The sequence below is a fragment of the Brevundimonas sp. GW821-FHT02A10 genome, from assembly GCF_059422025.1.
In genome coordinates this window covers 110,154-122,440 of record NZ_JBWKWC010000001.1, presented here as the reverse complement: position 1 = coordinate 122,440, position 12,287 = coordinate 110,154, and the positions used below count along the sequence as shown (strand labels likewise).

Annotated in this window: 7 protein-coding genes; 6 read left to right on the top strand and 1 reads right to left on the bottom strand. The window is 67.3% G+C overall.

Annotated elements, in window-relative coordinates:
• From AC07U0_RS00590 to AC07U0_RS00565, 6 genes are all read left to right on the top strand, one after another.
• The gene (locus tag AC07U0_RS00590) at positions 1–1,272 is read left to right on the top strand and encodes a TolC family protein (protein WP_494718099.1); all 1,272 of its coding nucleotides are present in this window, start codon (positions 1–3) and stop codon (positions 1,270–1,272) included.
• Positions 1,269–3,371, top strand: a complete 2,103-nt coding sequence (locus AC07U0_RS00585) for a type I secretion system permease/ATPase (RefSeq protein ID WP_494718098.1) — start codon at positions 1,269–1,271, stop codon at positions 3,369–3,371. The genes AC07U0_RS00590 and AC07U0_RS00585 overlap by 4 nt, the downstream gene beginning before the upstream one ends.
• Complete coding sequence (locus AC07U0_RS00580; protein WP_494718097.1) at positions 3,364–4,554, top strand: beta-barrel domain-containing protein; 1,191 nt, start codon at positions 3,364–3,366, stop codon at positions 4,552–4,554. The genes AC07U0_RS00585 and AC07U0_RS00580 overlap by 8 nt, the downstream gene beginning before the upstream one ends.
• A 101-nt stretch (positions 4,555–4,655) precedes the next feature.
• A complete protein-coding gene (locus AC07U0_RS00575) occupies positions 4,656–6,527 on the top strand; it encodes a LuxR C-terminal-related transcriptional regulator (protein WP_494718096.1) in 1,872 nt (623 codons plus the stop codon).
• A 131-nt stretch (positions 6,528–6,658) separates the two neighbouring features.
• Positions 6,659–8,770 carry a putative bifunctional diguanylate cyclase/phosphodiesterase gene (locus AC07U0_RS00570; RefSeq protein WP_494719166.1) on the top strand — a complete coding sequence of 704 codons (2,112 nt, stop codon included), beginning with the start codon at positions 6,659–6,661 and terminating at the stop codon, positions 8,768–8,770.
• A 264-nt stretch (positions 8,771–9,034) separates the two neighbouring features.
• Complete coding sequence (locus AC07U0_RS00565; RefSeq protein ID WP_494718095.1) at positions 9,035–10,840, top strand: PAS domain-containing protein; 1,806 nt, start codon at positions 9,035–9,037, stop codon at positions 10,838–10,840.
• A 74-nt stretch (positions 10,841–10,914) separates the two neighbouring features.
• Here AC07U0_RS00565 and AC07U0_RS00560 read toward each other — a convergent pair whose 3' ends face one another.
• Positions 10,915–12,267, bottom strand: coding sequence for a GH1 family beta-glucosidase (locus tag AC07U0_RS00560; protein ID WP_494718094.1), 1,353 nt, complete (start codon positions 12,265–12,267; stop codon positions 10,915–10,917).
• Positions 12,268–12,287 lie beyond the last annotated feature (20 nt).

The window sequence follows — 12,287 nt, the reverse complement described above, 5'->3', positions numbered from 1 at the left end:
TTGGGGGGGTATATCGCGAGCCTGACGACGGCGCTGCTGATCGCGGCGGCGCCGTCGCTCGCCCCGTCGCGCGCCTGGGCAGGCACGCTGGAACAGGCGGTCGCGCGCGGGCTCGCGCGCCATCCGGACATCCAGGTCGCCCAGGCCGAGGTCAGCCAGGCGACCATCGAGCTGCAGATGGCGGGCAACGGCAGACTGCCGGTCGTCAGCGCCTCGTCCGGGCCCGTCGCCTCGGGTCTCGCCTATGACGTCACCGTGGCCCAGCCGCTCTACGACTTTGGCCAGACGAGCAGCGTCATCGATCAGAAGCGCGCGCTGCTGGCCCAGCAGCAGGCCAATCTGGAGGTGGTACGCGACGACGTGGCCCTGCAGATCGTCGAGGCCTGGCTGGATATCGTCAACGACCGGACCCAGTTGTCCCTGCTGGACGACCATCTCAAACGGCTGGGCGAGGTCTCGGCCATGGCGAATGCGCGGGTCGAGGGTCGCTATGCCGACCAGAGCGAGGCCGGGCGGGTCAATCTCGCCGTCGCCACCGCCGAGGGCACACGCGCCCGCTTGCAGGGCGATCTGGCCGAGGCGCTCGGGCGGTACGAACTTCTGGTCGATGAACCGGCCGAAGGCCTGCGCCTGCCGTCCGATCCGCCGACCGTTCTGGAATCCGTTGCCGAAGAGGGGGCGCTCGACGCCGCCATTGCCGGTTCGCCCCTCTATCGCAAGGCGGCCTTGGGTGTGCGGGTGGCGGACGCGGGCGTGCGCGAGGCCAATGCCGCCCGCTTCCCCCGTCTGAATCTCGAAGGCGGCGTCCAGCGTCGCGAGATCGGTGGCCAGCTGGTCAACGACAGCTCGATCGGCGTCCGCTTACGGCTCGCCTCCCAGCAGGGGCTGAGCGCGCAGCAGCTGCCGGAGCTGGAGCGCCAGCGGCGCGAGGCGGCCCGCTGGGCGGCCGAGGCCGAGGCGCGCGATCTCAAACGCACGGTCGGGACCCTGATCCGGTCCGACGCCTCGACGGCCGCGCGCATCGGCGCCCTAGCCGATCAGGCCGCCCAGGCGGAGGCGGTCCGCGATCTCTATGGCGAACAGTTCCTGGTCGGCCGCCGCGACATCCAGGATCTGGTGATCATGCAGACCGAACAGTTCGAGGCCGAGCGCCAGAAGGTCGACCTCGTGATCGAGCGCTTGCGTCTCCAGTACCGGGCCGCCGCCCAGTTGGGCCTGCTGACGCCCATGATGACCGGCGACCAGATGCAGACCCCGGGGGAACACCCATGAACGACCCATTGCGCGAAGGCCTGGTCCTGCTGGCCGCGAGGCTGGGGCGTCCCGTCAGCGTGGCCCAGCTCGGCGACGGGCTGGCGCTGGACGCCGGACGATTGCCCCTGTCGCAGCTGGCCAAGGCCATGCGACGTGCGGGCCTGTCGGCGCGGGCGGTCTCCATGCCCGTCGAGATGGCGCCCCTGTCCCTTCTACCGGCCCTGCTGGTCATGCGCGATGGCGGGACACGGGTCCTTGTCGGCCGCGAGGACGATGTCGCCATCCTGCTCAGCCCCGAGACCGGCGGCGGCGAGGAGCGGGCGCCGCTGGACGTCCTCCGCGTCGATCATGAGGGCACCGTCATCTTCGCCCGCGCCCTGTACGAGGGTGACAGCCGGGCCGGAGGCTACGCAAAAGGCGAAGCGCGGCACTGGCTGCGCGGCGTCGTCGGCGACGCCTGGCCGGCCTTTGTCGAGGTCGGGGTCGCGGCGACCTTCGCCAGCCTTCTCGCCATCGCCACCTCCCTGTTTTCGATGCAGGTCTATGACCGGGTCGTGCCAACCTCGAACTTCGGCACCCTGTGGGTCCTCGCCAGCGGCGTGACCCTGGCCATCGTTGCGGAGTTCGTGCTGCGCCAGCTGCGCGCCCATCTGCTCGACGTGACGGGCAAGAAGCTCGATCTGAAACTGTCGTCGCGCCTGTTCGAACAGGTCATGTCGATCCGGCTGTCGGCCAAGCCGGGCTCGACCGGCGCCTTCTCCAGCCAGGTGCGCGAGTTCGAATCCGTGCGTGAGTTCTTCACCGCCTCGACTGTGGCGGCGATAACCGACGCGCCCTTTGTGCTGGTCTTCCTGGGCGTGATCGCCTTCATCGGTGGACCGGTCGCCCTCGCACCGGCGGCCGCGGTGGTGCTCATGCTGGTCCCGGGCTTCCTGCTGCAGCGCAAGCTGGCCGCCCTGTCGCGCGACAATCTGCGTGAGGGCGCGGTCAAGCACGGGCTGCTGCTGGAGACGGTCGAGAACCTCGAGACCGTGAAGGCGACGCGCGCCGAGGGGCGGAACCTGCGGATGTGGGAGCTGCTGTCGGCCCAGTTGGCCGAGTCCGGCCAGCGGTCGCGCTCCATTTCCTCGACCCTGACCTATTCGGCCTCGGCGGTGCAGCAACTGGCCTATATCGGCGCCCTGGTCATCGGGGTCTATCAGATCGCGGCGGGCCATATGACGACCGGCGCCCTGGTGGCCTGTTCGCTGCTGGTGTCGCGCGCCATTTCACCGACGGCCCAGTTCACCGGCATCCTCGCCCGCTGGCAGCACATCAGGGTGGCGCTGGAGGGCCTGGACCAGCTGATGGCGGCGCCCGTCGAGCGGCCCGCCGACCGCCAATTCACTCGCATGCCGGACATCCGCGGCGCCTTCGAGCTTCAGGGGCTGGAGGTCCGCCCCGCGCCCGACGCCGCGCCTATCCTGCTGATCCCCAAATTGTCGATCGCGGCGGGCGAGCGGATCGCGGTTATCGGCGGCAACGGGGCCGGCAAGTCGACCCTGTTGCGGGTCCTGTCCGGGATCGGCGATCCGACCGCCGGGCGGATCCTGTTGGACGGCGTCGGCCTGTCGCAGATCGAGCCGGCCGACCAGCGTCGGGCCATCGGTTACCTGCCACAGGATACAGCCCTGTTTCACGGGACCCTGCGGGACAATCTGGCGCTCGACGGCGGTCGGCACGGGGACGGCGAACTGCTGGAGGCGCTGGACGCGGTCGGCCTCGGCGGTTTCGTGCGCGGCCACCCCGCCGGGCTGGACCTGCCCATCATCGGATCGCGCAGCGTCTCAGGCGGTCAGCGACAGGCCATCGCCCTGGCCCGCGTCTTCCTGCAGGACCCGAAGGTGGTCCTGATGGACGAGCCGACCTCGGCCTACGACCAGGCCAATGAGGGTCGGGTGGTCGAGTTCCTGAAGACCTGGTCGGTCGGGCGGACCGTCATCGTGGCGACCCACAAGCGCGCCGTTCTCGGCGTCGCGGATCGCATTCTGGCGCTGGCGGGCGGGAGGCTGGTCGGCGACGCCCCGCACGACGCGGCCGCCAATGAGCACAAGCTGGTGAGGACGGCCCATGGCTGACGCAGTACGCATCGAACGGGATCTGCGGAGAGCTCTATCGCAGGGAGAGGACGGCGAGGCCCATGTCGCGGCGCGGCCCATCCTGTGGGTCTGCGTGGCCCTGATCGTCGTCTTCGTCGCCTGGGCCGCCTGGGCTCCGGTGGCCGAGACGGCGCGGGGCGAGGGCAGGGTGGTCCCGTCCAGCCGGGTGCAGGTCATCCAGAGCCTCGAAGGCGGCATCCTGCAGGACCTGATGGTCAAACAGGGCGATGTCGTTCAGGCCGGTCAGCCCCTGGTCCAGCTCGACAGCAACCGCTTCCGGTCCTCGGCGCTGGAATCCGGAACCCAGGTCATCGCCCTCACCGCCGCCATTGCCCGGCTGGAGGCCGAGGTGCTAGGCAAGAGCACGATCGACTTCCCGGCCAGCATCCCGGCCAATGATCCGGTCATCGCCTCGGAACGCTCGCTGTTCGCGGCCCGGCGGCACAATCTGAACGCTACCGTTCAGGCCCTGGTCGATGAAAGCGCCTATGCCCGGCGTCAGCTGGCCATGGTCCAGCCCTTGGCCGCGCGTGGCGTGGTCAGCGAGGTCGAGGCCCTGCGCCTCGGCAAGGATATCGCCCAGCTCAGCGGACGTCAGACCGAGGTGCGCAACACCTATATGCAGGACGCCTATACCGAACTGGCCACCAAGAAGGCCGAGCTGGCCGCCCAGACCCAGATCTTCAACCAGCGCCAGGACCAGCTGAACCGCACCCGGCTGACCGCCCCCGTGCGGGCCCGGGTCAATGAGGTGCTGATCACAACCCGGGGTGGTGTCGTTCAGCCGGGCGAGGCTATCATGCAGCTCACGCCAATGGACGACAAGTTGTTGGTGGAGGCCAGAATTCTGCCGCGCGACGTCGCTTTCATCCGCCCGGGAATGACCGCCAGGGTCAAGATCACGGCCTATGACTACTCGGTGTATGGCGACCTTACTGCAAAGGTTGAACAGATCAGCGAGGACACCATCGAGGAGGATACCCCGCGGGGCAAGGTCGCCTACTACAACGTCCTTGTTCGCACAGACCGCGCCTACCTTAGCCATGGACGTGAAATCTTGCCGATTCGCCCCGGTATGGTTGCCGAAGTCGATATTCAATCGGGGAGTCGCAGCGTTCTGAGCTATCTGCTGAGGCCAATTCTTAAGGCCAAGCTCTCGTAATTGCTCGGAATCGTGCTTATCGGCGGTTTTCTTCACCTATGGTTTACAACCCGTGGTGTGTATGTACGGTAGGCTGCGTTGCGTTGCTTCCAGAGGGTTGTATGGGCCGGGCGTTTTCTTCGGTTGACCAATGGGCCCCCGTCCTCGAGGGGTTCGACCGGCACGCCTTGCGGGCCGAGGGGAGAAGCGCCGGGATTATTCGCAGCTTCCCCTGGGACGCCACGCCTCTGGGATCATTCGTGACCTGGGACAGCCAGTTCGTCGCCAGTCTGAATCTCGTCCTCGAAGCGCATTTTCCGATGTTCCTGACCTGGGGACGGGACCACCATCTGTTCTACAACGACGCCTTCGAGACCGTTCTCCTGGGCAAGGGCAACTGCATCGGCAGGCCGATCGGCGCGGTCTTCCCCGAAGCCTGGACGCAGATCCAGAGGTATCTCGGCGAGGCCTTGAACGGGCGGTCCAGCTATCTGGAAGACCTGCCGATCGCGCTCCTCCGCAACTCGACGCTCGCGACGACCTGGTGGTCCGCCTCCTGGTCGCCGGCGCGGGCGGAGGACGGATCGGTCGGCGGCGCCCTGGGGGTCTTCTATGAAACCACCCGCCGGGTCGCCGCGGAGGAATCCCTGCGTCGCAGCGAGGCGGCCTTGCTGACCGCCACGGACATGACCCCGAGCCTGCTGTGGCGCTGCGACGTCCGGGGCCGGTTGACCTGGGCGAACCAGGGGCTGCTCGACTATTTCGGCATGTCGGAACCGGGGGGCGTAGCGCTGAGCGACCATCTGCATCCCGCCGATGGTCAGCCGGGCGAAGCGGTCGCCCGGCCGGGCGAGCCGTCCGAAGTCCAACGCAGGCTGCGGGGCGCGGACGGCCGGTATCGCTGGTTCATGGTGCGCTCGCAGGCCATATTTGATGACCTGGGCGAGGTGTCGGGCCGGTGCGGCTCGGCGACCGACATTGACGACTGGCGCCGCGCCGCCGACGGGCTGAATGCGTCGAGCGATCTCCTGCGACGTTTTCATGGGTCCGAGGCCACACTGATGTGGGTCGGCTCCGTCGCAACGCGCGAGATCGAGGCGCTCAATCCCGACAAGCGCAAGGCGTGGCGGCTGCCGGAGGACGGGCGCCCGATCGGGTGGGAAAGCTGGCTGTCCTTCGCTCATCCGGACGACCGCCCGCAACTGTCGACCCTGTTCGATCAGGCTGCGGGCGGCGGCGTCGCCCAGGCGCGGTTCCGCAGCGTGTCTGTCGAGGGCGCCGTGCGCCGTTTCCACGCCACGGCCTTTCCCATTCCCCCGACTGCCGACGGCGCCCGACGGATCGGCGGCGTCGTCGTCGAGGTGGCGTCCAACGACGATCCGCGCATCTATCTGGTCGACTCCGATCCCGCGTCCCAGAACGCCACCCACCACGCCCTCACGCGCAAGGGTTTCCGCGTTCGGGCCTTCGATGACGCCGCCCAGTTCCAGAGGGTCGCCGGCGATCTGGCGCCTGGGTGCGCGGTGCTGGTCGTCAGGGGCGATATCGACAAGACCCTGAAAGCCGCCGCCGTGCTGGCGTCCAACAAGCAACTGCCGTGGATCGCGATCGGAGACCTGCAGCACCGCCTGAACGACGTGGTCCAGCTGATGAAGCTCGGCGCCGCCGACATCCTTGCGATGCCGGGCCCCGACGACATCGCCGCCGCGGGCCAAGCCGCCCTGGCGAGGGCCTTCGGCAAGGTCAACGAGAGCCGCGCGCCGGCCGATGCAGCCCAGAAGATCATGCAACTGAGTCCGCGCGAACGTCAGGTTCTCGAAGGCCTCGTCGCGGGCGGCACCAACAAGACCATCGCCAAGGCCCTGGATCTCAGCCCCCGGACCGTCGAAACGCACCGCGCCCATCTGATGGACCGGCTCTGCGTCAGCACCCTGGCCGAACTGGTCAAGGTCGCGGCGGAGGGCGGGGCGTCCAGTTCGGTTAAGAGAAGCTGAATCCGCTCCGGTGTCCCTACTGAGGGGGCGTCCGGATGATCCTTCCCCGATCATCGTTCAGTGTCCCTGAAAATGGGGGATGGCGCGCGCAAGCGGACGTCGCCCTGGCCCTTGGGGAGACCGCCTTGCAGATGCTTCAGAACGAGATCCTTGAGATGATCGCGCGTGGCGGACCGCTGGACGCCACGGCGCGCGCGCTGTGTCTGCGCGTCGAGGCGCTTCTGCCCGGCTCGGCCTGTTCCATCGTCCAGCTCGACATGACGGGACAGCTGAAGGCTCTGGCGGGTCCGAGTTTGCCGGATGCCTTCAACCACGCTTTCGACGGACTGGCGATCGGACCCCGGGTCGCCGCCTGTGGAAGCGCTGTCTACCTGGCCCAGGTCGTGGAGACGCCCGATATCGCCACTGATCCCCGGTGGTCGGGGCTCGCAGCCCAGGCGCTGGAACACGGTCTGCGGGCCTGTTGGTCAGCACCCGTTGTCGGGGGCGACGGCGTCGTTCTGGGCGCGTTCTCGGTCTATTACCGCGAACCGAGGCTTCGCACCGAAGCCGAGGCGGAACTCGCCCAGGGCAGCATCCATCTGTGCGCCATCGCCATGGAGGGGGATCGCCGGACGGGGGATCTGCGCCGCCTGATATATCGCGACCTGCTGACCGATCTGCCGAACAGGGCCGCCTTCGAAGCGGTGGCGGCGCGGTTGCCCGACGATACCCGGCCCGGCGCCGTGCTGATCGTGGATCTCGACAATCTCAAGACAGTGAATGACGCCTTTGGCCAGAAGGCCGGCGACTGCCTTCTCCAGGCAACAGCGAAAAGGGTCGAGGAAGCCGCCGCGCCGTTCCGGGTCTTCCGCCTGGGCGGAGACGAGTTCGCCGTGGTGATCGATGATGCCGAGATCGACGCAGCGGAGCTTGATATCCTTGCGGGTCGTGTCCTCGCCGGGCTTTCAGAGCCGGTCGATTGCAACGGAAACCTGACGACGCCTCTGGCCACTCTCGGCGGCGCCCTGGCCGATGCCGAGGCGACCCTGGGCGACCTGCGCAAGAAGGCCGAGTTCGCCCTGTGTCACGCCAAGACCGCGCGGCTGGGCGGCTTCGCAATCTATTCGCCGGCCCTGGACCACACCGTGAGCCGCCGGCTGTGTGCGATCCGCACCGTCGAGGCGGCGTTGAACGAGGACCGCGTTGACGCCCATTACCAACCCATCGTCCGTATCGACACGGGCGAGATTGTCGGTCTGGAAGCGCTGTTTCGCGTCATCACGCCGGAGGGTGAGATCGTCTCCGCCGGAGATTGCTTTGAAGCCACACTGGACGTGCATACAGCGACGCGGCTGACGGGACGCATGCTGGCCATCGTGTCCCACGACGTCCGGACCTGGCTGGATCAGGGCATCTGGTTCCAGCATGTCGGCATCAACGCCTCATCGGCGGACTTGCAGAGCGGCCGTTTTCACGAGGCGCTCGCCGAAGCCTTCGAACGTGAAAATGTGCCCCTCAGCCACGTCATCCTGGAGGTCACTGAAAGCGTCTATATGGGCCGGGAAGGTCATGAGGTCAGGGGCGCCATCCAGGATCTTCGCGCGCGCGGACTGCGGATCGCGCTCGACGACTTCGGCACCGGCTTCGCCTCCCTGACCCATCTGCTGTCGATGCCCGTCGACATTCTGAAGATCGACAAGTCCTTCATCGCCCCGATGGAGCCCGGGAGCCGCGGCGCCGCCATCACGGAAGGCGTTCTGGCCATCGCGAGCCGGCTGGGTATCAGGGTCGTCGCCGAGGGCGTGGAAACCGCGGCCCAGGCGGAACAGCTCCGGAAATGGGGCTGTTTTCTGGGGCAGGGGTATTTCTATTCGCCGGCCGTCGATCGCACGGCCGTGACCCGCCTCCTGCTCGAAAAGGCGCAAGCGCGCGACTCCGTCGCCTTGTCCGCCGCCATCGCCGCCCCGGTCGCCGACCTGCGAGCCTTCGATCTTCACGAGGCTTCTGTCGTCCACCCCGGGGACGACATCCGGGAGACCCTGGTGCGATACGCCATCCTGCTCTGTGGGGCGGATTGGCGCGTGGTCTCGGAGCGGCGGCAGTTTGGTCGTTTTTCGTCACGTTCGGCGGCGTTGCAATGCGCCCTGGGCCTGGCGCGTGAGGCGATGGCTTCAGGCGCCAGCGTCGAGATTCTGCACGCCGATCTCGGGGGAGAGCTTCGCGCCTTCCACCTGCCTCGGAGCTGGCGTTCGGCGGCTTGAAGGCGGCTCCGCCCGGCTGTGTTGCGCAGCCTCGATCCGACACCGGCGGACGGGGCGACCGGCGCTGGCTGAAGGATATTCAAAGGTTGTAGAGCTTGGCCTTTTGGCTAACGCCTATGTCGGATTGCAGACATAGCGATTTGAAATCACAAGAGTCCTTTCGAAGCAACCTAAGGTGTGGTCGTCTCTGATTCACCAGAATCACGAGCGGGAGCGCCTGTGGAAGACCCTCCGGAAGCATCGCCCGACCCGAACGCCCGTGCGTTGCCCACGAACGCCTCTCCGATCCGCGCCCGGGCCCGGATGGCGACCCGGATTCGCGGGACGGACTGGGCCAGGACCCCGATGGGCGCGATGGCCGACTGGGACCCGGTGTTGATCAGCACCCTCAATCTGATGCTGGACGCGGGTTTCCCGATGTTCCTGACCTGGGGCCCGGACCTGCGGCTGTTCTACAACGACGCCTACGAGCCCGTTCTGGCGGGCAAGGTCGTCGAGCTTGGACAGCCCATGCACCAGGTCTTCCCCGAGGCCTGGGACGAGGTGGGGCCGATGTTCGACAAGGCGATGGCGGGGCGGTCCACCTTCCTGGAGGACTACCATGTGCCCCTGGTCCAGGATGGGGCTCTGGGCTCGACCTGGTGGTCCTTCTCCTATTCGCCGATCCAGACGCAGGACGGGCAGGTCGGCGGCGTGCTCGGCATCGTCTATGAGACCACGCGGCGCCTTCGGTCCGCGGAAACGCTACGGGCCAGCGAGGCCGCCCTGCGCACCGTCGCGGACACCGCGTCCGGTCTGCTCTGGCGGTGCGATCCCGGGGGGCGAATGACCTGGATCAACCAGCGCATGGACGACTATCTGGGCGGGCCGACCCTGGGCGAAACCCATTGGGACGACCGGGTCCATCCTGACGACATCCCCGAAGCCGAAAGGGCCTACGCCGCCTGCGCGACTGACGGCAGTTCCTTCGAGATTCAGCAGCGGCTTCTGGGCGGCGACGGCCGCTATCGCTGGTTCCTCATACGGGGTCAGCAGGTCGTCGATGCGCAGGGCGCGGTCATCGAATGGTGCGGGTCCGCCGCCGATATCGAAGACTGGCGCGCGGCGGCCGAGGGGCTGGATCAGCGCGACCAGTTGCTCAGGGACTTCCACGGCGCGGAAGCGACCTTCCTCTGGGTCGCCGATATCGCCACCCGTCAGCTGGAGCCGACGAATCCCGAAGTCCGGGCGGCCTGGGGCCTGACCGGCGAAGGCGCGATCCGCTGGGAAGACTGGACGGATACGATTCATCCCGATGATCGGGCCGCCTTCGCCGCGGCGTTCGATCAGGCGGCGATCGGTCACTCGACCCAGATCCGGTTTCGGCGCCTGTCTTCAGTCGGTTCCGCGAGAACCTGTCAGCTGACGGCCTTCCCCCTCGGCGGCAAGCGCGAGAAGATCGGCGGCCTGGTGGTCGAGCTGGGCGGGGAGGACGACCCCCGCGTCTATCTCGTCAACGATCAGGGCGGCGACGAGCAGGATCTGTCCCGGGCGCTCAAGGCACGGGGGTTTCGGGTGCGGGTGTTCAACGGCGTCAAGGACTTCGAGCGCCTCTGCGGGGATCTGCGCCCGGGCGCTGTGGTCGTGAGCGTCGGCGCGGACGCCGGGCCTGCCCTGAAGACCGCTGCGGCCCTGAAGGCGGCGCCTCACCTCGGCTGGCTGGCGATCGGGGATTTTGAGGCCCGACTGAACGATGTGGTGGGCTTGATGAAGCTGGGCGCCCTGAACGTGCTCTCACGACCTGCGGCGGAAGATGTCGTCCTGGCCTGCCAGGCCGCCTTCGACCTCAAGGCGCCGCAGCGACCGGGACCGACCGCCGGTCTCACGGCCCGCCTCGCCCAATTGTCAGGACGCGAGCGGGAAGTTCTTCGGGGACTGATCGCCGGTGGAACGAACAAGACCATCGCGCAGGACCTATCCCTCAGCCCGCGCACGGTGGAGACCCACCGTGCGCACCTGATGAGCCGACTGGAGGTCTCGACCCTGGCCGACCTCATTCGGGTGGCGACGGAGGCCGGCTTCGAGGCGTAGAGCAAAACCCGCGTGCTTCTGCCCGGTCGCTGACAACGCGTATTTTTCTGAAGCAGCGAATATCGCGGGGGGGCTTACCCCAGCACCCTACCGTTGGTGCGGATCACCTCAGCGTACAGCAACCCACTGTCCTTGATGGTCCGTTCCTGGGTCGCGTAGTTGACGTGGGTTATGCCGAAGCGTTTGGCGTAGCCCAGCGACCATTCGAGATTGTCGAGCAGGGACCAGGCCATATAGCCGCGCACGTCGACGCCCTTTGAAATGGCGTCGTGCAGGGCCTTGAGGTGGTTCTGCAGGTAGTCGACGCGCATCGGGTCGTGGATGCGGCCATCGATGGCGTGGGGCGGATCGTACCAGGCCGAACCGTTCTCGGTGACCATCAGGGGCAGATTGCCGCCCGTCTGTTCATGCAGCCAGACCAGGGTGTCGGTAAAGGCGGGGGGACAGACCTCCCAGCCGGTCTCGGTGTGGGCGTGCTGCGTCTGCTTCACCGGGCGGGCGCGGACGGGCCAGGCGTCCGGGGCGTTCTCCGGGACGGCGCGGGTGTACCAGTTGAGGCCCATCCAGTCGGTCGGTTCGGCGATCAGGTCGAAGTCCTCGGCCGGGAAGTCGCGCATGGCGTCGCCGTAGACCTCCTTCAGCTCCTCCGGATAGCCGCGGCCCATCAGGGGATCGAGGAACCAGCGGTTCATCTGGGCCTCGGCGCGTTTGCAGGCGGCCTCGTCCTCCGGGCGGTCGGAAGCCGGATATTTGGGCTCGATATTGAGGACGATGCCGATGTCGTGCTTGCCGACCTGGCGGTAGCGGCGAACCGCCGCACCGTGGGCGCGCAGGACGTTGTGGCCGGCGATCACCGCTTCATAGGCCGAGCGATGACCGGGGGCGAGCACACCGTGCAGATAGCCGCCGTCGACGATGACCCAAGGCTCGTTGATCGTGCCCCAGGTCTTCACCCGGCCGTCGAATTTCTCGAACAGGACCTGGCCATAGTCGGCGAACCAGTCGGCGATGTCGGGGTTCAGCCAGCCGCCGCGATCGTCCAGGGCGGCGGGCAGATCCCAGTGGTAAAGGGTGCAAAGCGGCTCGATGCCCTTCTCCAGCAGGCCGTCGATCAGACGGTCGTAGAAGTCGAGGCCGGCCGGGTTAATGCGGTTCCGTCCCTCGGGCATGACCCGGCTCCAGGAAACGGAGAATCGGTAGGCCTGCAGGTTCAGCCGGGTCATCAGATCAATGTCCGACCGCCAGCGATTGTAGTGATCACAGGCGACGTCACCGGTGTCGCCGTTGGCCATCATCCCCGGCGTATGGACGAAACGGTCCCAGATGGATTCCCCCGCGCCGTCGGCCATGGATGAGCCTTCGATCTGATAGGCGGCGGTCGCCGCGCCCCAAAGAAAATTGTCTGGAAACAGATATTTGGAGGTCATCAGGGGAGGGGCCTGCAAAG